Source organism: Sphingobium psychrophilum, assembly GCF_012927105.1.
In the GTDB taxonomy this organism is placed as follows: Bacteria; Pseudomonadota; Alphaproteobacteria; order Sphingomonadales; family Sphingomonadaceae; genus Sphingobium; species Sphingobium psychrophilum.
This window is the reverse complement of record NZ_JABBFV010000007.1, coordinates 43,845-66,188: the sequence shown is the minus strand read 5'-3', so window position 1 is coordinate 66,188 and position 22,344 is coordinate 43,845. Positions and strand designations below refer to the sequence as shown.

The 22,344-nt window shown below is 65.5% G+C and carries 20 protein-coding genes, 1 tRNA gene and 1 other RNA gene; 15 read left to right on the top strand and 7 right to left on the bottom strand.

What is annotated here, in order from left to right:
• Positions 1–209: 209 nt before the first annotated feature.
• Complete coding sequence (locus HHL08_RS11495; RefSeq protein WP_043151451.1) at positions 210–866, bottom strand: alpha/beta hydrolase; 657 nt, start codon at positions 864–866, stop codon at positions 210–212.
• Positions 867–1,027: 161 nt separating this feature from the next.
• Here HHL08_RS11495 and HHL08_RS11490 point away from each other — a divergent pair, with 161 nt between their 5' ends.
• From HHL08_RS11490 to HHL08_RS11430, 13 genes are all read left to right on the top strand, one after another.
• Entirely contained in the window at positions 1,028–2,146 is a 1,119-nt protein-coding gene (locus HHL08_RS11490) for a cysteine desulfurase family protein (RefSeq protein ID WP_169573317.1), read from the top strand.
• Positions 2,101–3,231 (top strand): cysteine desulfurase family protein, encoded by a 1,131-nt coding sequence (locus HHL08_RS11485; RefSeq protein ID WP_169573314.1) that lies wholly within the window; start codon positions 2,101–2,103, stop codon positions 3,229–3,231. The genes HHL08_RS11490 and HHL08_RS11485 overlap by 46 nt, the downstream gene beginning before the upstream one ends.
• Positions 3,232–3,251: 20 nt before the next feature.
• Positions 3,252–3,587, top strand: a complete 336-nt coding sequence (locus HHL08_RS11480; protein WP_169573312.1) for a 2Fe-2S iron-sulfur cluster-binding protein — start codon at positions 3,252–3,254, stop codon at positions 3,585–3,587.
• Between the two features lie 2 nt (positions 3,588–3,589).
• Complete coding sequence (gene blaSGM, locus HHL08_RS11475; RefSeq protein ID WP_169573310.1) at positions 3,590–4,555, top strand: SGM family class A beta-lactamase; 966 nt, start codon at positions 3,590–3,592, stop codon at positions 4,553–4,555.
• 124 nt (positions 4,556–4,679) lie between these two features.
• Positions 4,680–4,777: signal recognition particle sRNA small type (ffs, locus tag HHL08_RS11470), an RNA gene on the top strand.
• Positions 4,778–4,842: 65 nt separating this feature from the next.
• Positions 4,843–6,465, top strand: a complete 1,623-nt coding sequence (locus tag HHL08_RS11465; protein WP_169573308.1) for a DNA polymerase III subunit gamma/tau — start codon at positions 4,843–4,845, stop codon at positions 6,463–6,465.
• Positions 6,462–6,785 (top strand): YbaB/EbfC family nucleoid-associated protein, encoded by a 324-nt coding sequence (locus HHL08_RS11460; RefSeq protein ID WP_169573307.1) that lies wholly within the window; start codon positions 6,462–6,464, stop codon positions 6,783–6,785. The genes HHL08_RS11465 and HHL08_RS11460 overlap by 4 nt, the downstream gene beginning before the upstream one ends.
• Before the next feature lie 145 nt (positions 6,786–6,930).
• A complete protein-coding gene (lon, locus tag HHL08_RS11455; RefSeq protein ID WP_169573305.1) occupies positions 6,931–9,327 on the top strand; it encodes an endopeptidase La in 2,397 nt (798 codons plus the stop codon).
• Positions 9,328–9,509: 182 nt separating this feature from the next.
• Positions 9,510–9,782, top strand: a complete 273-nt coding sequence (locus HHL08_RS11450) for an HU family DNA-binding protein (RefSeq protein WP_024019962.1) — start codon at positions 9,510–9,512, stop codon at positions 9,780–9,782.
• A gap of 221 nt (positions 9,783–10,003) precedes the next feature.
• Positions 10,004–10,570: a septal ring lytic transglycosylase RlpA family protein gene (locus tag HHL08_RS11445; protein WP_169573303.1), complete on the top strand. Its 567-nt coding sequence runs from the start codon at positions 10,004–10,006 to the stop codon at positions 10,568–10,570.
• A 92-nt stretch (positions 10,571–10,662) separates the two neighbouring features.
• A tRNA-His gene (locus HHL08_RS11440) sits at positions 10,663–10,739 on the top strand.
• Between the two features lie 120 nt (positions 10,740–10,859).
• Positions 10,860–11,249: a phosphoribosyl-AMP cyclohydrolase gene (gene hisI, locus HHL08_RS11435; RefSeq protein ID WP_169573301.1), complete on the top strand. Its 390-nt coding sequence runs from the start codon at positions 10,860–10,862 to the stop codon at positions 11,247–11,249.
• The gene (locus HHL08_RS11430; protein WP_169573299.1) at positions 11,236–11,766 is read left to right on the top strand and encodes a hypothetical protein; all 531 of its coding nucleotides are present in this window, start codon (positions 11,236–11,238) and stop codon (positions 11,764–11,766) included. The genes hisI and HHL08_RS11430 overlap by 14 nt, the downstream gene beginning before the upstream one ends.
• A gap of 4 nt (positions 11,767–11,770) precedes the next feature.
• On the opposite strand, the gene HHL08_RS11425 is transcribed toward HHL08_RS11430, so the two are convergent.
• From HHL08_RS11425 to HHL08_RS11415, 3 genes are all read right to left on the bottom strand, one after another.
• A complete protein-coding gene (locus tag HHL08_RS11425) occupies positions 11,771–12,385 on the bottom strand; it encodes a YitT family protein (RefSeq protein ID WP_206377837.1) in 615 nt (204 codons plus the stop codon).
• A gap of 99 nt (positions 12,386–12,484) precedes the next feature.
• Positions 12,485–13,624 carry an aspartyl/asparaginyl beta-hydroxylase domain-containing protein gene (locus tag HHL08_RS11420; protein ID WP_169573296.1) on the bottom strand — a complete coding sequence of 380 codons (1,140 nt, stop codon included), beginning with the start codon at positions 13,622–13,624 and terminating at the stop codon, positions 12,485–12,487.
• Between the two features lie 40 nt (positions 13,625–13,664).
• Positions 13,665–14,888, bottom strand: coding sequence for an MFS transporter (locus HHL08_RS11415; protein ID WP_408021771.1), 1,224 nt, complete (start codon positions 14,886–14,888; stop codon positions 13,665–13,667).
• A gap of 170 nt (positions 14,889–15,058) precedes the next feature.
• On the opposite strand from HHL08_RS11415, the gene HHL08_RS11410 reads away from it, so the two are divergent.
• Positions 15,059–15,949 carry an EamA family transporter gene (locus tag HHL08_RS11410; RefSeq protein WP_169573292.1) on the top strand — a complete coding sequence of 297 codons (891 nt, stop codon included), beginning with the start codon at positions 15,059–15,061 and terminating at the stop codon, positions 15,947–15,949.
• 10 nt (positions 15,950–15,959) lie between these two features.
• Here HHL08_RS11410 and HHL08_RS11405 read toward each other — a convergent pair whose 3' ends face one another.
• The 3 genes from HHL08_RS11405 to HHL08_RS11395 form a co-directional block, all read right to left on the bottom strand.
• Complete coding sequence (locus HHL08_RS11405) at positions 15,960–16,655, bottom strand: L,D-transpeptidase family protein (protein ID WP_169573469.1); 696 nt, start codon at positions 16,653–16,655, stop codon at positions 15,960–15,962.
• 74 nt (positions 16,656–16,729) lie between these two features.
• A complete protein-coding gene (locus HHL08_RS11400; RefSeq protein ID WP_169573290.1) occupies positions 16,730–18,997 on the bottom strand; it encodes an NADP-dependent malic enzyme in 2,268 nt (755 codons plus the stop codon).
• Positions 18,998–19,008: 11 nt separating this feature from the next.
• Entirely contained in the window at positions 19,009–19,932 is a 924-nt protein-coding gene (locus tag HHL08_RS11395) for a LysR family transcriptional regulator (RefSeq protein ID WP_169573288.1), read from the bottom strand.
• A 194-nt stretch (positions 19,933–20,126) separates the two neighbouring features.
• On the opposite strand from HHL08_RS11395, the gene HHL08_RS11390 reads away from it, so the two are divergent.
• Complete coding sequence (locus HHL08_RS11390) at positions 20,127–22,250, top strand: malate synthase G (RefSeq protein ID WP_169573286.1); 2,124 nt, start codon at positions 20,127–20,129, stop codon at positions 22,248–22,250.
• Positions 22,251–22,344: the final 94 nt, after the last annotated feature.

Below are 22,344 nucleotides of genomic sequence, written 5' to 3'. Positions count from 1 at the left end.
GATCCCCGACATCCGTTCGGGCTGAGCCTGTCGAAGCCCTGCTCGTTTTTCAATCTTCGCGTTCGAAAGAAGAGAAGCCTTCGACAGGCTCAGGGCGAACGGATATTTGGAATTGGAGAATGGCAGGAAACTAATCTTCCTTTCCATAAAACCCACAAAAAAAGCCGCCTCGCAGGCGGCCTTTTCCGTTCGTCTTGTGCCCAAAACCCTTAGCGGATCGGGGAGTCCGGGGACAGGCGCATGTCGAGATAATTGTCCACCGACTTCATCAGCTGCTCGAGTTCATGCTCGAAGAAATGGTTCGCGCCGCGAATTTCGTCGTGATGGATGGTGATGCCCTTTTGCGTGCGCAGCTTGTCGACCAGCTTCTGCACCGCGCTCGCGGTCACCACTTCGTCCGACGTGCCCTGCACGATGATGCCCGATGAGGGGCAGGGCGCCAGGAACGAGAAGTCGTACATGTTGGCGGGCGGCGCGACCGAGATGAACCCACGGATTTCCGGGCGTCGCATGAGCAACTGCATCCCGATCCAGGCACCGAAGGAGAAGCCTGCGATCCAGGTGGTCTGCGCTTCGGGGTGGAAGCTCTGCACCCAGTCGAGCGCGGCGGCGGCATCGCTCAGTTCGCCGATGCCATTATCGAACGTCCCCTGGCTACGGCCCACGCCCCGGAAGTTGAAGCGCAACACGGCAAAGCCGCGCTTTACGAAGGTTTTGTAGAGCGCCTGGGTGATGCGATCATTCATCGTGCCGCCGCCTTGCGGGTGCGGATGCAGGATCATGGCAACGGGCGCGCGCGGGCGGGGCGGGGGGCTGAAGCGGCCTTCGAGGCGACCTTCGGGTCCGGTGAAAATGACGTCGGGCATGGCACCTGTTATCGTTCTGGGCCGTCCTGCCCGGATGGACGGACGGCGAATGGATGCGGATCGCACAGACAATTGCATAGGCAAATGCTATTGCTGGCGCTGCGCGGCAGACCGCCTATATAGATGCCGCCGCCATTTCCGCAATCAATGAGTAACGCCGTTTGGCCGCCGACCGCCTTTATCTCGATCATGCCGCCACCACGCCGATGCTGCCTGCGGCGCAGGCCGCTATGGTGGGGGCGATGGCAAGCTGGGCGAATCCGTCCAGCCCCCATGCCGACGGCCGTGCCGCCCGCGCCATGCTGGAGAATGCGCGCGCGCGCATCGCGTCTGCGCTGGGCTGGACCGGGCATGTGATCTTCACCTCCGGCGCGAGCGAGGCGATCGCCATCGGCCTGCTGCGCGCAAAGGTCGGGCGGATCGTCACATCGCCGGTGGAGCATGACGCGGTGCTGCGCGTGACGAAGGGCGCGGCGCGGCTGGCGGTGGATCATAGCGGAATAGTGCAAACCCCCGTTCGGGCTGAGCCTGTCGAAACCCCGTCCTTCTTGGCCGCAAATAAGGACGGCCCTTCGACAGGCTCAGCCCAAACGGATGATAGGTTTGTCCTCGCCATCCAGCATGTCAACAATGAAACCGGCGTGATCCAGCCGCTTGACCGGATCGAGCGCGACGGCGCGGTGCTGTTCGCCGATTGCGCCCAGAGCGCGGGCAAGTTGCCGCTGCCGGACGCGGACATGATCGCGATCAGCGCGCACAAATTCGGCGGCCCGCCCGGCATCGGCGCGCTGCTGCTCCGCGATCTGGCGCTGATCGAGCCGAGCGGCGGGCAGGAGCAGGGTTATCGCGCCGGGACCGAAAATCTGCCCGCCATCCTTTCCATGGCGGCGGCGCTGGAGGCGCGGGAGGACTGGCTGCCCCGCGCGACCGCCCTGCGCGCCCGGCTGGACGCGGGGATAGAAGCGGCGGGCGGCGTTGTCGTCGCGCGCGATGCGCCGCGCTTGCCCGCCATCGCCAGTTACCGGATGCCGGGCGTATCGGCGCGCGCGCAACTGATCCAGTTCGACATGGCGGGCATTTCCGTCTCCGCGGGCAGCGCCTGTTCGTCCGGCTCGCTCAAGACCAGCCATGTGCTGGGCGCGATGGGCTGGGATGAGGCGGCCGCTTCGGAAGTCGTCCGCGTCAGCTTCGGCCCGCAGACCTGCGACAACGACCTGGACAGGTTCCTCGCCGCATGGACCGCCATGGCGGCAAAGGCTTCCGGGCGGGCAAGCCGATGATCTATCTCGATTATCAGGCAACGACGCCGCTCGCGCCCGAAGCCTTTGATGCGATGGTGCCGCTGCTGCGCGATCAGTTCGCCAACCCGCACAGCGCCCATCGCCTGGGTCGAGCCGCGGCCGCGCAGGTGGAGGCGGCTCGCGATGCGATCGCCCGGCTGCTGCCCCCCGACGGCCAATTGCTCTTCACGTCCGGCGCGACCGAAGCGCTCAACATCGCAATCCAGGGCGCGCCGCCGGGCGGCATCGTCACCATCGCGACCGAACATGCCGCGGTGCTGGATACGGCACAGGCGATGGGCTGGGCCGGGCGGGATGTGACGGTCCTGGCGGTGGACGCGGATGGCTTGGTCGATCTGGAGGCGGCCACCCGCGTCATCGTTCCAGGTGTCGCACTCGTCGTCGCCATGCTAGTGAATAACGAGATCGGCGTTATCCAGCCGGTCGCCGCGCTCGCCGACCTGGCGCATCAGGCCGGCGCGCTGTTCCTGTGCGACGCGGTGCAGGGCTATGGCCGCGTGCCTCTGCCGCCGACCTGCGACATGATCGCGATCAGCGCACACAAGATCCATGGTCCCAAGGGTGTGGGCGCTCTGTGGCTGCGTGATGGCGTGCGGCCCGCGCCACTGATCCATGGCGGCGGGCAGGAAGGCGGGCTGCGCTCCGGCACGCTGTCGCCAGCGTTGTGCGCCGGATTCGGCGTCGCGGCGCGGCTGATGCATGAACGGGCGGACGGCGACCGCGCCCATGTCGAAAGCCTCGCCGCGCTGGCCGCCAAGCTGTTTGCGGACTGGACGCTCAACGGGTCGCAAACGGCGCGCTATCCCGGCAATCTGAACCTGCGCCGCGACGGCATCGATGGCGCGCGGCTGTTGTCGGATTGCCGCAATGTTGCTTTTTCGCTCGGTAGCGCTTGCGCAAGCGGGTCCGGGCGGCCTAGCCATGTCCTGCGCGCACTGGGGCTGTCAGATGCACAGGCGCGCGGATCGGTGCGGATCGGCTTTGGCCGTTACACGCGCCGGGAGGAATTGGAGAGGGCTGCAGAGGCATTGAATGAAGCGGCAGCCGCACAAGCGGCGCCGTAAAAGGGAGCGCACGGATTAGCATGACCAGGGTCACCTTCATCAGCGCCGATGGCGAGAGACGACAGGAGGTTGACGCACCCACAGGATCGGTGCTGCTCGATATCGCCCAGGCCGCCGGTCAGCCGCTGGAGGGCACTTGCGAGGGACAGATGGCCTGCTCTACCTGCCATGTCGTCGTCGATGCCGATGATTTCGCGCGCCTGCCGCGCGCCAGCGAGGATGAAGAGGATATGCTCGACCTTGCCGCCGCCGCCACCCGCACCAGCCGCCTGTCCTGCCAGATCATATTGGACGGCAAGATGGACCGGCTGACCGTCCGTATTCCCGGTGAATTCAACAATATGCAGGGCATGTGACCGTGAAGATTTTGACTGCTCTGGCGACGCTTGCGCTGTTGGCCGCGCCCTCGATTGCCGCTGAGAAAAAGAAGGCACCGGCCAAGCCGCCGGAACCGACCGGCCGTCTCGATTCGCTGCTGCCGGCCGCGCCCCGCTATCTAGTGCCGCAATCGGCGCTGACGTCGGTGCGCAATCCGGCGGAGATCGAGAAGGAAGTTGGAGGGCGGCTTGGCGTCGCGCTGGTCGATAAATCGGGCGCGCTTTTGCTGGGCTTCAATCGTGACGAGCGCTTCGCCATGTGTTCCACCTTCAAGGGACCGCTGGCCGCCGCCGTCCTGATCGGTGCGGAAGGCGGCAAGTTCGGGCTGGAGGGCGAAATCCCCTTCAGCGGCGACGATATCCTCGATTACGCGCCGGTCGTGAAGAAGAACAAGAAGCGCGGCCGCATGAGCATGGGCGAACTGGCCCAGGCCGCGGTCGAGGTGAGCGACAATAGCGCCGCCAACCTGCTGCTGCCGATGCTGGGCGGGCCGGAGGGGCTGACATCCTTCATGCGCGCCCATGGCGATGCCGTGACGCGGCTCGACCGCAACGAACCGACGCTGAATGAAAATGCGCAGGGCGATCCGCGCGACACCACCACGCCGGCCGCCATGGCCGGACTGATGGGGCGGCTCTTCTTCCGCGACATGAAGCCGGAGAGTGTCGACCGCCTGCGTAGCTGGTTCAACGCCAGCAGCACCGGCGACAAGCGGATCAAGGCGGGCCTGCCAGAAGGCTGGACGTCGGGCAGCAAGACCGGGACATGCGGCACCGCCTATAATGACGTCGCGCTGGTGAAGGCGCCCAATGGCGACGAATATATCCTGGCCGTCTATCTCGACCGGCCGACCGTGGACGCCAAGAAGGCGGAAACCGCTATCGCCGAAACCGCACGTGCCGCGCTCGATTTCGTGGGGAAGGCGCAGAAGAGCGGGCTGGAATAATATGCTGTGTGTTCCCGCGAAGGCGGGAACACAGTCCTGACGCCTGAACTGGGCTCCCGCCTTCGCGGGAGCACGTATAGCTTAAGCCCCCTTGCCATCCCGGTCCCCTTTCGCCATATGCCGCGCCGGGAGTCGGGCGGACGTGATCGTCGCGAACCGGGTCAGGTCCTGACGGAAGCAGCCACAGTGATTTCGTCACGGGTCGTTCCGGCTCCTACTTTTCAGCTATCATCCAGCCCAAATCTTCCAGCTTCGACAATAGCCACCCGAACGGCTAGACCACATCCATGTCCGATTCCCCGCAGCCCTATCGCGTCCTGGCGCGCAAATATCGACCGCGCAGTTTTCGTGAGCTGATCGGGCAGGATGCGATGGTCCAGACGCTGGGCAACGCGATCAAGCGCGGCCGGCTGGCCCATGCCTTTCTGATGACCGGGGTGCGCGGCGTGGGGAAGACCTCCACCGCGCGGCTGATCGCCAAGGCATTGAATTGCATCGGCCCGGACGGGCAGGGCGGCCCGACCATCGATCCGTGCGGTGTGTGCGAACCCTGCACCGCGATTGCCGAGGGACGGCATATCGACGTGGTGGAGATGGACGCCGCCAGCCATACCGGCGTGGACGATGTGCGCGAGATCATCGAGGCGGTGCGCTATGCCGCGGTGTCGGCGCGCTACAAGATCTACATCATCGACGAAGTCCATATGCTCTCCAAAAACGCCTTCAACGCTTTGTTGAAGACGCTGGAGGAGCCGCCCGCCCATGTGAAATTCCTGTTCGCCACGACCGAAGTGAACAAGGTGCCGGTGACGGTGCTGTCGCGCTGCCAGCGCTTCGACCTGCGCCGCATTCCCGCCGAACTGCTGGCGGGCCATTTCGCCCATGTGGTGGAGGCCGAAAGCGTCGCGGCCGAACCCGATGCGCTGGCGTTGATCGCGCAGGCGGCCGAAGGATCGGCGCGCGACGGCCTTTCGATCCTCGACCAGGCGATCGCGCACGCGGAAATGGGGGAAGGCGCGCCCATGGTCACCGCCGCCCAGGTGCGCGACATGTTGGGCCTGTCGGATCGCGGATCGGTGCGGCGCTTGCTGGGCCTGCTCTTGGAAGGCGATACGGGCGCGCTGCTGAGCGCGGTGCGTGACCAATATGCGCTGGGCGTAGAGCCACTTGCGCTGATGCGCGGACTGTTGGAGCTGGTCCATGCCGTGACCCTGGCAAAGGCCGGGCGCGACATCGCCAGCCCCGGCCAGTCGGCGGAAGAGCGGGAGGCGCTGGCCGACTGGGCGTCGCAACTGGGCTTCGCGCCGCTCCATCGCCTGTGGCAATTGCTGCTGAAGGGGCATGACGAGGTGGCGAACGCCATCCTGCCGATCGAAAGCTGCGAAATGGCGCTGCTGCGCGTCATGCACGCCGCGACCATGCCCGATCCGGGCGAACTGGCGCGGATGCTGCGAGAGGGCGCGCCCGCGGTGGCAGCGCCCGCATCCGGTGGCGGGTCAGCCGCATCATCGTCGGCACCCGCTGCGCGGCTGCCCGCCACGATGCAGGAAATCGTGGCCCTGATCGACCGGCAGAAGCCGTTGCTGGCCAATCATCTGAACGATTGCGCTGCGCTCATCTCGCTCAGCCCGCCCGACATCGCCATTCGCCTGACCCACGCCTGGACGCATGGCGACTTCAAGCGCGATCTGGAGCAGGCGCTGAACACGGCAGCGCCCGGCCCACGATGGATCGTGACGCTGGCGCAGAGCGGCGGCGAGCAGACCCTGCTGGAGCAGGAGCAGGCGGGCAAAGCCGCGGCGCGCGCCGATATATTGGAAACCCCGGTGGTCAAGGCGGTGATGGCCGCCTTCCCCGACGCGGAGTTGGTCGACACCGACCGGCCCGAACAATGGAGTGTAGGACAATGAAGGACTTGAACGAAATCCTCGGCATGGCGAGCCGTGTTCAGGAGGAATTGCAGCGCGCGCAGGATAGTCTCGACAAGCTGGAGGTCGAAGGCGCGGCCGGTGGCGGCCTGGTCAAGGTGCGGGCGTCGGCCAAGGGCCGCATCCTGGGCGTGTCGATCGACGACACGCTGATGTCCCCGTCGGAAAAGCCGATATTGGAAGACTTGATCACCGCCGCGTTCAACGACGCGCGCAAGAAGGCGGACGAGATCAGCAACGCCGAAATGAGCAAGATGACGGCCGGCCTACCGCTGCCCCCCGGCTTCAAACTGCCCTTCTGAGCATCCGTTAAGGCAAGGATGGATCGATCACCTTCCATTCATCCTTTCGCCATTATGACAGCTCGCAATTGATTGCTGCGACGGGCATCCCCATAAAGGCGGTGAACCGTAGGAGAGGGCCGCTTCTTTCGGCCCCGGAGATTGAATGACTGTGCAATATCCCCTTCTGCCGCTGCGCGACATCGTCGTCTTCCCGCAGATGATCGTCCCGCTCTTCGTCGGCCGCGACAAGAGCGTCGCTGCGCTCGAAGCGGCGATGGAAGGATCGAAGGAAATCTTCCTCGTGTCGCAGCTTGATCCGGCAGAGGATGATCCGGGCCGGGATTCGCTCTACGACACCGGCGTCGTCGCTATCGTGCTGCAATTGCTTAAGCTGCCCGACGGCACGGTGCGCGTGCTGGTGGAGGGCAAGCATCGCGCTCAATTGGAATCGATGGAGGCGCGCGAAACCTACCTCGTCGCCAATGTCGATGATGTCGAAGAGATTGTTGCGGAAGGCCCCGAAGCCTCTGCGCTGATGCGTTCGGTTGCCGAACAGTTCGAAAACTACGCCAAGCTCAACAAGAAGCTGCCGGCCGAAACGCCGGTGCAGTTGCGCGAGATCGAGGATGCCGGTCGTCTGGCCGACGCCGTGTCCGCCAACATCAACGTCAAGGTGTCCGACAAGCAGTCGCTGCTGGTGGAGGCCGATCCGGTCAAACGCCTGGAGATGGTCTTCGCCTTCATGGAAGGCGAACTGGGCGTGCTCCAGGTCGAAAAGAAGATCCGTGGCCGCGTGAAGCGCCAGATGGAAAAGACCCAGCGCGAATATTATCTCAACGAGCAGTTGAAGGCGATCCAGCGCGAACTGGGCAATGGCGAGGGTGAGGAAGGCGATGAACTCGCTGAACTGACCGAGAAGATCGCCAAGACCAAACTGTCCAAGGAAGCGCGGTCCAAGGCTACGGCCGAGCTGAAGAAGCTCAAGGGCATGCAGCCCATGTCGGCCGAAGCGACGGTCGTGCGCAACTATCTCGACGTGCTGCTCGGCCTGCCCTGGGGCAAGAAGGGCAAGGTCAAGAATGACCTCAAGCGTGCGCAGGATGTGCTGGACGAGGATCATTTCGCGCTCGACAAGGTCAAGGACCGGATCATCGAATATCTCGCCGTACAGGCGCGCACCAACAAGCTGAAAGGCCCGATCCTGTGCCTCGTCGGCCCGCCGGGCGTGGGCAAGACCTCGCTCGGTCGATCGATCGCCAAGGCGACGGGTCGCGAATTTGTGCGCCAGTCGCTCGGCGGCGTGCGTGACGAAGCTGAAATTCGCGGTCACAGGCGGACCTATATCGGTTCGCTGCCGGGCAAGATCGTCACCAACCTCAAAAAGGCGGGGACGATGAACCCGCTTTTCCTGCTGGATGAGATCGACAAGTTGGGTCAGGATTTCCGCGGCGATCCGGCGTCCGCTCTGCTCGAAGTGCTGGACCCCGAACAGAACAGCAAGTTTCAGGATCATTATCTGGAGATCGACGTCGATCTTTCGGACATCATGTTCGTGACGACCGCCAACTCGCTGAATTTGCCGCAGCCTTTGCTCGACCGCATGGAGATCATCCGGCTCGAAGGCTATACCGAGGACGAGAAGGTCGAGATCGCCCAGCGCCATCTGGTTGCCAAGCAGATCGACGCCCATGGCCTGAAGGGCGACGAGTTCGTGGTGACCGAGGAGGCCGTGCGCGACCTCATCCGCTATTACACCCGCGAAGCCGGCGTCCGCACGCTGGAGCGGGAAATTGCGCGCCTCGCCCGCAAGGCGCTGCGCAAGATCCTCGAAGGCGCCTATGACAAGGTCGTTATAACGCCCGACAATCTGGCCGATTATGCCGGCGTGCGGAAATTCCGTCATGGCATGGGTGAGGATGAAGACCAGATCGGCGCGGTGACGGGCCTGGCCTGGACCGAGGTCGGCGGCGAATTGCTGACGATCGAGGCGGTGACGGTGCCGGGCAAGGGCATGATCAAGACCACCGGGAAACTGGGCGAGGTCATGAACGAATCGATCCAGGCGGCCTTTTCCTATGTCCGGGCGCGCTCGCCCGGCTACGGGATCAAGCCCAGCGTCTTCAACCGCAAGGATATCCATATCCACCTACCCGAAGGCGCGGTGCCCAAGGACGGTCCGTCTGCGGGCATCGGCATGGTGACCTGCATCGTGTCCACGCTGACCGGGATTCCCGTCCATAAGGATGTGGCGATGACCGGCGAGGTCACGCTGCGCGGGCGCGTGCTGCCGATTGGCGGCCTTAAGGAAAAGCTGCTGGCGGCGCTGCGCGGCGGCATCAAGACGGTCCTGATCCCGCAGGAAAACGAGAAAGACCTAGCGGAAATTCCCGCCAACATCCGCGACGGTCTGGAAATCGTGCCGGTCAGCCATGTGGACGAGGTGCTGGCGCGTGCGTTGGCGTCCGTTCCCGAAGCGATCGCCTGGACCGAAGAGGACGACCTCGCCGCCCAGCCGAGCAATGCGCCGGGCCGGGACAGCGATCCCGCGCTGCGGCATTAAGTCAAGCCGAAACCGGCGGATAGCCGTCGGTTTCGGCATATTTTGCGCAGGTGGACGCAAATTTCGATCGAAGCGATGGACTTTGTCGCTTTCCCTTTGACAGGCGCAGAAATCCGCGCCTTATTGCGCCGCCTACGCCGCGATTCCTAAATCAACCAACAGCACAAGGGGGTTCCCAAGGCATGAACAAGCAGGATTTGATCAGCGCAGTCGCTGAAAGCAGCGGCCTCAGCAAGAATGACGCGACGAAGGCTGTGGAAGGCGTTTTCGACGCCATCACCGGCGCTCTGAAGAAGGGCGACGAAGTGCGCCTCGTCGGCTTCGGCACTTTCTCGGTTTCGCAGCGCAAGGCTTCGACCGGCCGCAATCCGCGCACCGGGGAGACGATGACGATCAAGGCTTCGGCGCAGCCGAAGTTCAAGGCCGGCAAGGGCCTGAAGGATTCGGTCAACTAACGGACGTGGCGCCTGCCACATGGCGGGCGCCCACCGTTAGATGACCTACCGGCATCGCGGCCGGAAAGTTTTTCAGGAGAGTGATGCGGCGACAGGAAGGTCATCTTCCACGACGTAAGATGCCGAAAGGCGAAGGGGCGAAGAGGCATCATGTCTTTTCGCCTCTTTCTTTTTGCCCGCCCGGCCTCGACCGGCTCGCCGGCCGGCGATAGGAAGGCGGTATGACGGGACGCGCGGACAGGACGATCTGGACCATTTGCGGGCTGGCGGCCTTGTCCGCCTGCGCTGGCGGCGATTATCGGCCGGTGCGCGATACCCCGGTCAGGATCGGCCCGCCTTACAAGGTGCGCGCTACCACCTATGTCCCGGCGGCGGACCCGACCTATGACATGTTGGGCTATGCCAGCTGGTACGGATCGGAATCGGGCAATCGCACCGCCAATGGCGAACGATTCCGCGCCAAATGGATCACCGCCGCGCATACCAGCCTGCCGCTGCCCAGCTATGTCGAGGTGACCGCGCTCGATACCGGGCGCACCATCGTCGTCCGCGTCAACGATCGCGGCCCTTTCGCCGGGCGCGGTCGGGTGATCGACCTGTCGCGCGGCGCGGCCGAGGAACTGGGCATCCGCGCCCAGGGCCATGCCGCGGTGCGCGTCCGTTTCGTCGTTCCGCCGGAAAAGGATCGGGAACGGCTGCGCAAGGGCAAACCCGCATCGGATCGGCCGAGAGTGGGGGAACGCGCGCTCGTGCGGCTGCGCGCCCAGATGCTCGCTGCGGGCCTGTAACGGGCGGGAAAAATCCTGATCGGCATTTGTCCGCTTGACGGCCGGTAATGGGCCGCATATGTGGCCCTTCTCTCAAGGGGTCACCCCTTGTGGCGGTCGTAGCTCAGTTGGTTAGAGCGCCGGTTTGTGGTACCGGAGGTCGCGGGTTCGGATCCCGTCGATCGCCCCATTTTCTGATATTTCCCCGATCACAGGGGCATATTATCGCGCCGGGACGGTCCCGTTTTGGCGTTATGGGATACGCAAAAAGCGGTTCCCACTTGTCTGCGCGATGCTCTATAGCGCGCCCATGACCGATGCGCGCGACCAGGGGCTGACCCTCAATCCTAAATATGACGATCATGGCCTGATCACCGCTGTCGTAACCGACGCGGCGACAGGCGAAGTGCTAATGGTCGCGCATATGAATGCGCAGGCGCTGGCGCTGACGGTCGACACCGGCCTCGCCCATTTCTGGTCGCGCAGCCGCCAGGCGCTGTGGAAGAAGGGCGAGACGTCCGGTCATATGTTGCAGGTCCGCGACATCCGCATCGATTGCGACCAGGATGCGGTCTGGGTGAAGGCCGTGCCGGCCGGTCCCACCTGCCATACCGGTGCGCGCTCCTGCTTCTTCCGCCGGGTCGGGCCGGATGGCCTGACGCCCGTCGCGGTCGACCTGTCCATCGATGCCTCGGGCTAGCCTCGCACTCCTTCTTTTGCTGGCGGCATGCCAGCGCGCGCCGACGGCCGCCGACGCCGCATCGGAACCGGGCGGCGCGCCTGCGTCCGGGCTGGAGCGCGCCGCGATCGAAAGCGGGGCGATCACCGACACGGGCAAGACGTCGCCCGTCGGCCTATATCAGCGCAGCCATGAAGCCGGGCGCGACCTGCTCTGCGTCATGCCGGCCAAGGATGCGGCCTTTCGCTTCGGGTTGCAGGCCAATTTCGGCGAGGACCAGAGCTGTCGCGGGCAGGGGACGGCGCGCCGGGCGGGCGACAAGCTGATCCTTAGCTTCACGGGCGGCGACCGCTGCATCGTGGTGGCCCAATATGATGGCGACCAGGTGGCGCTGCCCGGCGTGGTCGATATGGCCTGCGCGGACCTGTGCGAAGGGCGTGGCACGCTGGAGGGGGTCAGCTTCCCCCGGATCGCCAATGACGCCGCCAGCGCCCTGCGTGCGCGCGACAGCGACGACAAGGCGCTCTGCGAGGGATAACTGGTCAGTGGCCTATATAGCGGCCCGGCCGGTGGTTGACGATCAGCACCGCGTTGATCGCGGCGGCGGACAGGATCGACAGGCCGAACCGTTCGACGCTGAGCACCGGCAGCGACGCCAGCAGGATCGCAATATCGCACAGCATTTGGGTCCGCCCGGCGTTCCAGCCGCGCGAGCGTTGCAGGATCAGCGCGATGACGCCCACGCCGCCCACGCCCGCGCCATGGCGGGCAATCGCCAATATGCCGAAACCGATGATCGATCCGCCGAACAGGGCGGCGAAAAAGGGACTGATCCGCGCAATCTGCAGCGCCGCTGGCATCGCGAGGCCTACGCCCATGATCGCGACATTGGCGAACAGCGTCTTCAACCCGAACGCCACCCCCATCGCCCGCCCGGCGAAGAGGAAGAAGGGGATGTTGATGAGCAGGAACAAGGTCGCCGGCGACCAGTGGACCAGATAGGAAAGCAGCAGCGCGATGCCGGCCATCCCGCCCGTCACCAGATTGGCCGCCTTCAGCATCATCAGCCCCAGCGCGATGAAGGCGCAGCCGATGGCGATGGCATAGCCGTCTTCGGCCAGGCTGTGGGGACGGGGAGAAGGGGCGCTGATGGTCATGCGGGCAGGGTTCCTGGGATCGTGCCCGGCCATCCTCTTGCCCGTTGTCAGCTCTTGTCAGTGCTTATGCGCCGCTGATAGCGGGGCGGCGCGTCGCGTTCAACCGCCGGTATCGACCTGCGCCGGGCCAAAGGCGTCGATCGCCTGGAACAGCCGGGTCAGCGCCTCGCGCTCCTCCGCGCCGATCTCCGGTCGCCACATTTCGAACAGCAGGACGACGCGGGTGTCAGCGCTGCGATTCCACGCCTCATGCTCGACGCTGTCGTCGAAGATCAGCATCTCGCCCTGGCGCCAGCTGCGCGTCTCGGCTCCGACGCGCAACGCACAATCGTCCGGCGTCAGCAGCGGCAGGTGGCAGATCAGGCGGGTGTTGAGCAGACCATGATGCGGCTGGATATGGGTGCCGGGCTTGAGAAGCGACCATAGCGCCATCGGCGATCGCCCGGCGATCACCGGCATGGGGGCGAGGGAGAGGGCGTCCATCACCGCGGGGCATCGCCGCGCATTGTCCGCGACCGGCGCGCCGCCCTGCCAGAAATAAAGCGCGCCCCAACTGGGATCGTCGCGCAGCGGATTGTTGGGCGCGGGGCGATTGGCGGCGGTCTGGACATAGGGCGCGAAGTCCGCCTCCTGCGCGCGCACCGCCTGCAATTCCGCAACGATCGCGTCGGTCATCGCCTCCATCGGCGCGACCCAGTCGAACTCGGCCCGTTCGTAGAAGGCGCGCTGTGGCAGGCCGGGAAAATAGAACATGCTGGGCTGTTGCAGATACAGGTCGCGCTTGCCCAGCAGCAGGTCGGTGGCGTGGGCGATGCGGGGCAGCGGCGGCAGGTCGGCAATCGCGGCGGTCAGATGATCCTCGAACCGCTTGCTCGACTGGACGATGCTGGCCTGCGCCTGTTGCAGCAATGGCTGGAGTTGCGGTGGCGCACCGGTCGCGGCCGCCTGCGCCAGCGCGGCGCGGAACCAGGTGATGGCGTTGCGCTCATCGTCGCGCCGTATCGCATTCTGCCCCATGGCCAGCAGGGCGGGCAGGTTGCGCATGTCGCCGTCCAATATCCGCCGCAGCGCGGCCGCTTCGCCGTCAAGATCGCCGGCGCGACTATGCGCCTGCGCTAGCAGCATTGCCGGCGGATCGGCCATATCGCGCAATGTCGCCAACGCGCCGTCGGCATTGCCGCGTCGCAGGGCGGCTACCGCCGCCTCCGCCAGTCTCGTCTCTCTCGCCATATCGTTCATGCCACCGCCATATCCGGGGGCGATGCGCCGCGAAAGCGGCTTATTCGGCGGCGGCGGGGATCATGCCGGGCCCGCGGCGTTCCAGCGTGATCGCCAGCACGAAGACGGCCAGGCCGCCCAGCGCCAGCGCGGCGCCGATCCAGCCCGTCGACACGAGCCCATAGCCCGCCGCGATCGACAGGCCGCCTAGCCACGGTCCCAATGCATTGGCCATGTTGAAGGCGCTGTGGTGCAACGCCGCCGCCAGAGTCTGCGCTTCGCCCGCCACATCCATCAGCCGTGCCTGTAATGGCGTGCCAAGGCCGCCGCCAATGCCGATCAGGAAGATGTTGAGGCTCAATGTCCAGATATTGCCGGCCATCAGCGGGAACAGCGCCAGCGACGCGGCGCTCCACAGCAGCACGCCGATCACGGTGCGGTTGCGCGCCTTGTCCGCCAGCCAGGCCACCACCAGATTGCCCAATGTCATGCCGATGCCGAATATCGCCAGGATCAGCGGCACATAGGTTTCCGACACATGGGTAACCTCCATCATGGTCGACGCGACATAGGTGTAGACGGCGAACAGGCCGCCAAAACCGATCGCCCCCGTCAACAGGGTCAGCCATACCTGCCCCTTGCCCAGTGCCGTCAGCTCGCGCACCGGGCTGGCCTTGATGTCGCCGGCGTCGCGCGGGGCATAAAGCGCCACCAGCGTCACCGTCGCCACGGCCAGCGCCGCCACGACGAAGAAGCCGGAACGCCATCCCAGCACCTGCCCCATCCAGTTTGCGACGGGAACGCCGATCACTGTGGCCAGGGTCAGGCCCGACATGACCTTGGCGATCGCCAGAGTGCGCTTCTCGATCGGCACCAGATTGGCGGCGACCAGCGCGGCGACACCGAAATAGGCACCATGGGGCACGCCAGACAGGAAGCGGAACAGCAGCATCCAATAATAGCTGGGCGACAGGGCGGACAGGCCGTTGGCGATGGCGAACATCGCCATCAGCCCGATCAGCAGCGTCCGGCGCGGCAGGCGCGCGCCCAGGGCGGCGATCACCGGCGCGCCCGCCACCACGCCCAGCGCATAGGCGCTGATGGCATGGCCGGCGGTCGGCAGGTCGATGCCCAGGTCGCGCGCGAAGAACGGCAGCAGGCTCATCGACGCGAATTCGGTGGTGCCGATCGCGAACGCGCCGACCGCCAGGGCGAACAAGACGAGCGCGGGCTGCGCCTGTTGGGGAAGCGCGGTCTGGGAAGGGGCGCCCATGGCAAGCTCCATGCTGCAATGCAAAAATATGCGGAAGTCCCGCAAATGGGACTCGTGACAGCGGTGGTCAACCCTGCATTCGTATGAGTTTTCTGCATCTGCGTCGCCGCAGCAAGCAATCGTTCCCGCCTGGAAGAGCAAGGTGCTCGCACGCGGCGGCGGATCGGCTATAGGCTGGGCCGATGAACAGGGATGGCGGACAGGACAGGGACAGGGCAGCGCTGCTGGGGGCAGGCGCGGTGCTGGCGTCGCTCATCTCGGTCAATTTCGGCGCGGCCTTCGCCAAGACGGTATTTCCGTTGCTCGGCGCGGCCGGCGTCGCAGCGCTGCGCATCAGCCTGGCGGCGGCCTTGCTGTGGCTGCTGCGCAGGCCGTGGCGTCGGCGCGTGCCCGCGGGCGCGGGGTGGTGGCTGGCCGGTTATGGCGCGACGTTGGGCCTGATGAACCTGTGCATCTATCTGGCGTTCGAGCGTATTCCGCTGGGCGTGGCGATTGCGATCGAGGTGGCGGGGCCACTGGGGGTTGTGCTGTTCGGGTCGCGTCGGCCACGCGATTTCTGCTGGCTGGCGGCGGCGGTCGCTGGCCTGCTGCTGTTGCTGCCGCTCCGCAGCGACGCGCCGCTCGATCCCGTCGGCGTCGGCTTCGCCTGTGCGGCGGGCCTGTGCTGGGCGCTCTATATCGTGGCGGGCAAACGGGTGTCGGGCGCGGTCGGCGGCGATGCCGTCGCCTGGGGGATGCTGGCCGCGGCGATCCTCGTCCTGCCGCTGGGCGTCGCCCATGCGGGCGTGGCGCTGCTATCGCCGGGCATCCTGCTGATCGGGCTGGCCATCGCCATCCTGTCGAGCGCCTTGCCCTATTCGTTGGAGATGGAGGCGATGCGGCGCCTGCCCGCCCATGTGTTCGGCCTGCTAGTGAGCGCGTCGCCGGCCGTCGGCGCGCTGGCCGGCTTCCTCATATTGGACGAGCGGCTGACCCCGCTCCAGTGGATCGCGATCCTCTGCATCATGGCGGCGTCGGCCGGCAGCGCCCTGACGGCGGGCCAACAGCCCGCGATCGAAGACGCGCCGCAATAAGCGGGAAACTCTACCCGCTCACCTGCGCCTGGCTGACGTCCAGCATCTTGCCGTCGGTAATAATCACCATGTCGCCCAGCTTGGTGACGCCGAACAGCTTTTCGGCGAACTCTTTGGGCACGCCGATGCAGCCATGGGTGCCGCGGCCCCATTGCACGTCGCTGCCATGGATGAAGACGCCGTCGCTGGTCAGGCGCTGGGCGAAGGGCATGGGCGCATTGTCGTAGGTGCGCGAAAAATAGTCGGCATGTTTCGCCATGATCGGGAAGGCGCCCTTGGGGCTGGGCTTGTCGGTCGCGCCATAAAGGATAACCGCCGCGCCAATCTCATAGCCCGCGCGAAACACCGACAATGTCTGGGCGCGCAGGTCGACGGTTACGATGATCGGGCCGGTGGTGGGTGCGCCGGCTTCGTCCCAGGCATAATCGCCATGGCGGAACGGCCCGTCGATCTTGAGCACGCGCTTGACCCGCAGCGCGCCGGGATCGACCGCCATGCCCTGGTCGCTGCGCCGCTCGACCGGCTTGGCGGGGGGGGATGGCACCTGCGCGGTTGGCTGCGCCTGGGCCGTTGTGGTGGGCGTTGCATCGTCGCCGGCCGGTCGGTCGATCCAGTGCGTCGCCAACAGCGCCGCGCCGGCCAGGCCCAGCCCGATCGCCAGCTTGGGTCCAGCGCTTTTCGCCAGTGATTTCAGGAAACCCGCCATTGTCGTCCTCATGCGTCCAATCCGGCCCAGCATAGGGGCGAAAGGTTAGAGCATTCTGAAGTCGGCTGGAATTTTCAGCGTTCCCGCGCCACTTCCGCCGCCGCGATCGCGGTCAGGTTCAGGATGCCGCGCGACGTGACGCCGGGCGTCAGCACATGGATCGGCTTGGTCAGGCCCATCAGCATCGGCCCGACCGTGGGCGAACTGGAGGAGGCCGACAGCGCGGTCAGCGTGATGTTCGCCGCGTCCAGGTTCGGCATGACCAGCAAATTGGCCGGGCCTTCAAAACGCGAATCGGGGATTAGCCGCTCACGCAACGCCTGGCTGAGCGCCGCGTCGGCATGCATTTCGCCGTCCACGGCCAATTCGGGCGCGGCGTCGCGCACGATCTTGAACGCCTTGCGCATCTTGCGCGCGCTGTCGGTATGCGAAGCCCCGAAGTTGGAGTGCGACAACAGCGCGACGCGCGGCGTCAGGCCGAAATGCTGGATCTCTGTCGCCGCCAGAAGGGTCATTTCGGCGATCTGTTCAGGCGTGGGGTCGGGCACCATATGGGTGTCGGTGATGAACAGCGCGCCCGCATCCAGAATCAGGCCCGACAGCGCATAAACGCGGCTGTGGCCGGGCGTGCGGTCGATGATGCGCAGCACATGTTCGACCTGGCCCCAATATTCGGACCGCCCGCCGACCAGCGCGGCGTCCACGCGGCCGGTCTGCAACAGCATGGCGGCGGTCACGGTCGGACGGCGGTAGACGTGGCGCAATATTTCGTCCGCCGGCACACCTCTGCGCGACGCGACCGTGCGATAGGCCTCGACCAGTTCGCCCATCACCAGATGGTCGGTTTCCGGGTCGATCACCTCGACATCGCGGTCCAGGTCGAAACTCAGCCCCAGTTCGGGCAGCTTCTGTTCCAATATGCGGCGACGCCCGACGATGGTCGGGCGAACGATGCCTTCGTCCAGCGCGTCGCGGATGGCGCGCAGCACGCGGTCGTCCTCACCCTCGCCATAGACTATGCGGCATTCGGTGCCGCGCGCGGCTTCGAACACCGGCAGCATCAACTGGCCCGACCGGGCGCTCTGGCGCGACAGGCTGCGCTTATACTCGTCCAGGTCCAGCGTCTTCTTGGCGACGCCGCTCTCCATCGCTGCCCGTGCGACTGCGACTGCGATCTCGCCGATCAGGCGCGGGTCGAATGGGGTGGGGATGATATAGTCCGGGCCGAACACCAGCCTGCGCCCGCCATAGGCCTGCGCCACGCTGTCATGCGCGGGCATCCGGGCCAGGTTGGCGATGGCGTCGGCCGCCGCGACCTTCATCGCTTCGTTGATCTGCGTCGCGCCGCAATCCAGCGCGCCGCGGAAGATATAGGGGAAGCACAGGACGTTGTTGACCTGGTTGGGATAGTCCGACCGGCCGGTGGCGATGATCGCGTCCGGGCGCACTTCGCGCGCGGCCTCCGGGCGGATTTCCGGCTCCGGGTTGGCCAGCGCGAAGATCAGCGGATTGGGCGCCATCATCGGCAGCCATTCCGGCTTCAGCACGCCCGGCGCGGACAGGCCCAGAAACAGGTTCGCGCCCGGCAGCACGTCGGGCAGGGTGCGCGCGTTGGTGGTGCGGGCATAACGCGCCATATTGGGCAACATGCCCTCGCGACCCGAATGGATCACGCCATCCTTGTCGGTCATGGTGACGTTTTCGACTGGCAGGCCCATCGATACCAGCAGGTCGACGCAGGCGAGCGCCGCCGCGCCCGCGCCCGACGTCACCAGCTTTGCATCAGCCAGCGTCTTGCCCTGCAACACCAGCGCGTTGCGCACGGCGGCGGCGACGACGATGGCGGTGCCATGCTGGTCGTCATGAAAGACCGGAATGTTCATCCGGGCCTTCAACCGCGCCTCGATCGCGAAACATTCGGGCGCTTTGATGTCTTCCAGGTTGATGCCGCCGAAGGTCGGCTCCATCAATGCGACGGCTTCCACGAAGGCGTCCGGGTCGGTGGTGTCCAGTTCGATGTCGAACACGTCGATATCGGCGAATTTCTTGAACAGGACGGCCTTGCCCTCCATCACCGGCTTGGACGCCAGCGCCCCGATCGCGCCCAGGCCCAGTACGGCGGTGCCGTTGGAGATGACGGCGACCAGATTGCCGCGCGCGGTATATTCCATCGCTTTGTCGGGATCGGCGGCGATCTCGATACAGGGCGCGGCGACGCCGGGCGAATAAGCGAGCGCCAGGTCGCGCTGGTTCACCATGCGTTTGGTCGGCTCTATGCGGAGCTTACCGGGCTGGGGATAGCGGTGATAGTCGAGGGCGGCGCGGCGGGTGTTATCGTCCATGGAAATGGGCCTTAGTGACTGCGTTTCGCTAGGGCAACCGCCGATAGCTCCCAAGGGGGCGTGGGGGCATATAGTCCGACAAGAAAATCGACGAAGGCGGTAATGGCGCGCGGCGGATTGGCTTGCGGCAATTGCACCGCGAACAGGCCGACTTCGCTCGATCCTTCATGCGTCGGCATGATCTGGCGCAGTTCATCCTGCGCCAGCGCCGCACTGATATCCCAGAGCGATCGCAGCGCGATGCCGCCACCCGCCAACGCCAGTTCGCGCACCAGTTCGCTGCTGTTGGTGCGCACATGGCTGTGCCCCTCGACCACCACCGGCCCCTTCGGTCCCACCAGCCGCCAGGGCATTTGTCCGTCTGCGGCCAGCAGGCGATGGTTTTTGAGGTCGGCGATCGTGTCCGGCATGCCGAACCGTTCCAGATAGGCGGGCGCGGCGCACAGGATGCGGCGATTGGTCGCCAGTTGGCGCGCGGTCAGGGCACCCCCCGGATCGGCGGTGATGCGGATAGCCAGGTCCGCGCGGCTTGCGATCAGGTCGCTGAAATCGTCCGACAGGTCGATGCTCAGTTCCACCCTGGGATGCGCGTCGATGAAGCGTTGAAGATAGGGCGCCAGGTGCATTCGCCCGAAGGATGTTGGCGCGGTGATGCGCAACGGCCCGCTCGCCACCGCAGACGCGCCCGACACGCGCCGCTCCGCCTCGTCCAGCGCCGCCAATATGCCGCGCAGGTCGGCATGGAGCCGCTCGCCCGCCGGTGTCAGCGCCAGCCGCCGCGTGGTGCGATGCACCAGCTTCGCGCCCAGCCGCTCCTCCAGCCGCGCCAGCCGCTTGGACATCATCGCGGGCGAAATATGCAGCCGCCGCCCGGCCGCCGCCAACCCGCCTTCGTCCACGATCGCCACGAACAATTCATGGTCGGGGTCCATCATATTCGTTCACCACAAGAATTACTGTATTCGTATAATAGCGTCTACACGGCATAATGGGAATCGGATAATGTCACTTATGCATTGTCATTCCCGCGTAGGCGGGAACCCATCTCCCAACGTTGCGACTGTCGCGAGCGCCGGAGATGGATCCCCCGCCTGCGCGGGGATGACGGAACAGGTTGAAGGAATGGCAGATGACCGACCGCATGATCGACAAAGCCGGCCTTCAGGTCGCGCAAGAACTGGCCGATTTCATCGACGGGCGCGCATTGCCCGGCACCGGCATCGCGCCCGACGCCTTCTGGGCTGACGCCGCCGCCATCTTCGCCCGTTTCGCCCCCGAAAACGCCGCTCTCCTGCGCAAGCGCGACACGCTCCAGGCGCAGATCGATAGCTGGCACGAACAGCGCCGGGGCCAGCCGCATGACGCCGCTGCCTATCAGGCGTTCCTGCGCGACATAGGCTATCTGGTCCCCGAACCCGCGCCTTTCGCCATCGGCAGCGAAAATGTCGATGACGAAGTTGCGCGTATGGCCGGACCGCAGCTGGTCGTCCCGATCCTCAACGCCCGCTTCCTGCTCAACGCCGCCAATGCCCGCTGGGGCAGCCTGTATGACGCGCTTTATGGCACCGACGCCATTCCCGGCGCGGCCTCCGGCAAAGGCTATGACGAAACCCGCGGCGCGCAGGTCATCGCCTGGGCCAAGGCGTTTCTGGACGATGCTATCCCGCTGGCGAATGGCGGCTGGGCGGACCTGTCCAGCGACGCCATCGTTCTGCGCGATTCGACCCAGTATATCGGTGCCAGCGAGAAGGGCCGCCTGTTCCGCCATAACGGTCTGCATATCGAAGTCGTCTTCGACAAGTCGCACCCGATCGGCGCGACCGATCCAGCCGGCATATCCGACGTCATCCTCGAATCCGCGCTGACCGCCATCTGCGATCTCGAAGACTCCGTCGCCGCCGTCGATGCGGCGGACAAGGTCGCGGCCTATGCGAATTGGCTGGGCCTGATGCGTGGCGACCTGACCGAGACGTTCGAGAAGGGGGGCAAGACCATGACCCGTGCCCTCAACCCCGACCGCAGCTACGCAGCGCCCGACGGCGACAGCTTCACCTTGCCGGGCCGCAGCCTGCTGTTCGTCCGCAATGTCGGCCATCTGATGACCAACCCGGCCATTCGCTTGGCGCAAGGCGACGAAGCGCCCGAAGGCATATTGGACGGTATCGTCACCAGCCTGATCGCGATCCATGATTTGAAGCACGCTGCTGGCAAGGGGGGCGGCAACAGCCGCGCGGGCAGCGTCTATATCGTCAAGCCCAAGATGCACGGGCCGGAAGAAGCCGCCTTCACCAACAGCCTGTTCGACGCCATCGAGGACATGCTGGGCCTTGCCCGCCACACGATCAAGGTCGGCGTCATGGATGAGGAGCGCCGCACATCGGCCAACCTCGCCGCCTGCATCGAAGCCGTCCGCGATCGCATCGTCTTCATCAACACCGGCTTCCTCGACCGCACCGGCGACGAGATGCACACGTCGATGCAGGCTGGTCCCATGATCCCCAAGGGGGAGATGAAAACGAGCGACTGGATCGCCGCCTATGAGGATCGCAACGTCCAGATTGGCCTGGCCTGTGGCCTGTCGGGCCGGGCGCAGATCGGCAAAGGCATGTGGGCCGCGCCCGATCGCATGGCCGACATGCTGCAGCAGAAGGTCGGCCACCCCAAAAGCGGCGCCAACACCGCCTGGGTGCCTTCGCCGACCGCCGCGACGCTGCACGCGACCCATTATCACCGCATCGACGTCTTTGCCCGGCAGGCAGAGCGCAAGGCCGAAGGCATCGCCTCGCTCGACCGCCTGCTGACCATCCCCGTCGCGGTCGGCCGCAATTTCTCGGAAGAGGAAATCGCGCAGGAACTGGACAACAACGCGCAGGGCATCCTTGGCTATGTCGTCCGCTGGATCGACCAGGGGATCGGCTGTTCCAAGGTGCCCGACATCCACGACATCGGTCTGATGGAGGACCGCGCGACCTTGCGCATTTCCTCGCAGCATATGGCCAACTGGCTGCTGCACGGCATCTGCACCGCCGATCAGGTCGACGCCGCGCTTGCCCGCATGGCGGCCAAGGTCGATGCGCAAAATGCGGGCGATCCGCTCTATCAGCCAATGAGCGGCCGGGAAGCGGAGAGCCTCGCCTACCAGGCCGCCCGCGCTTTGGTGTTCGAAGGGGTCGATCAGCCCAATGGCTATACCGAACCGCTGCTCCACGCCTTCCGCGCGGAACAGAAGGCGGAGGCGCTGGAAGACGCATAAACCACCTCCGTCCGCTTCGAGCGAAGTCGAGAACTGTCTAGGACCCACTTCTCGTTTCTCGACTACGCTCGAAACGAACGGCTATGGGCTTTTG

Excerpts from the sequence above, each read along its gene's own strand:
- HHL08_RS11495 (WP_043151451.1), bottom strand. The coding sequence starts at position 866 with ATGCCCGACGTCATTTTCACCGGACCCGAAGGTCGCCTCGAAGGCCGC.
- HHL08_RS11485 (WP_169573314.1), top strand. The coding sequence starts at position 2,101 with ATGGACCGCCATGGCGGCAAAGGCTTCCGGGCGGGCAAGCCGATGATC.
- HHL08_RS11480 (WP_169573312.1), top strand. The coding sequence starts at position 3,252 with ATGACCAGGGTCACCTTCATCAGCGCCGATGGCGAGAGACGACAGGAG.
- HHL08_RS11465 (WP_169573308.1), top strand. The coding sequence starts at position 4,843 with ATGTCCGATTCCCCGCAGCCCTATCGCGTCCTGGCGCGCAAATATCGA.
- HHL08_RS11460 (WP_169573307.1), top strand. The coding sequence starts at position 6,462 with ATGAAGGACTTGAACGAAATCCTCGGCATGGCGAGCCGTGTTCAGGAG.
- lon (WP_169573305.1), top strand. The coding sequence starts at position 6,931 with ATGACTGTGCAATATCCCCTTCTGCCGCTGCGCGACATCGTCGTCTTC.
- HHL08_RS11450 (WP_024019962.1), top strand. The coding sequence starts at position 9,510 with ATGAACAAGCAGGATTTGATCAGCGCAGTCGCTGAAAGCAGCGGCCTC.
- HHL08_RS11445 (WP_169573303.1), top strand. The coding sequence starts at position 10,004 with ATGACGGGACGCGCGGACAGGACGATCTGGACCATTTGCGGGCTGGCG.
- hisI (WP_169573301.1), top strand. The coding sequence starts at position 10,860 with ATGACCGATGCGCGCGACCAGGGGCTGACCCTCAATCCTAAATATGAC.
- HHL08_RS11430 (WP_169573299.1), top strand. The coding sequence starts at position 11,236 with ATGCCTCGGGCTAGCCTCGCACTCCTTCTTTTGCTGGCGGCATGCCAG.
- HHL08_RS11425 (WP_206377837.1), bottom strand. The coding sequence starts at position 12,385 with ATGACCATCAGCGCCCCTTCTCCCCGTCCCCACAGCCTGGCCGAAGAC.
- HHL08_RS11420 (WP_169573296.1), bottom strand. The coding sequence starts at position 13,624 with ATGAACGATATGGCGAGAGAGACGAGACTGGCGGAGGCGGCGGTAGCC.
- HHL08_RS11415 (WP_408021771.1), bottom strand. The coding sequence starts at position 14,888 with ATGGAGCTTGCCATGGGCGCCCCTTCCCAGACCGCGCTTCCCCAACAG.
- HHL08_RS11410 (WP_169573292.1), top strand. The coding sequence starts at position 15,059 with ATGAACAGGGATGGCGGACAGGACAGGGACAGGGCAGCGCTGCTGGGG.
- HHL08_RS11405 (WP_169573469.1), bottom strand. The coding sequence starts at position 16,655 with ATGGCGGGTTTCCTGAAATCACTGGCGAAAAGCGCTGGACCCAAGCTG.
- HHL08_RS11400 (WP_169573290.1), bottom strand. The coding sequence starts at position 18,997 with ATGGACGATAACACCCGCCGCGCCGCCCTCGACTATCACCGCTATCCC.
- HHL08_RS11395 (WP_169573288.1), bottom strand. The coding sequence starts at position 19,932 with ATGATGGACCCCGACCATGAATTGTTCGTGGCGATCGTGGACGAAGGC.
- HHL08_RS11390 (WP_169573286.1), top strand. The coding sequence starts at position 20,127 with ATGACCGACCGCATGATCGACAAAGCCGGCCTTCAGGTCGCGCAAGAA.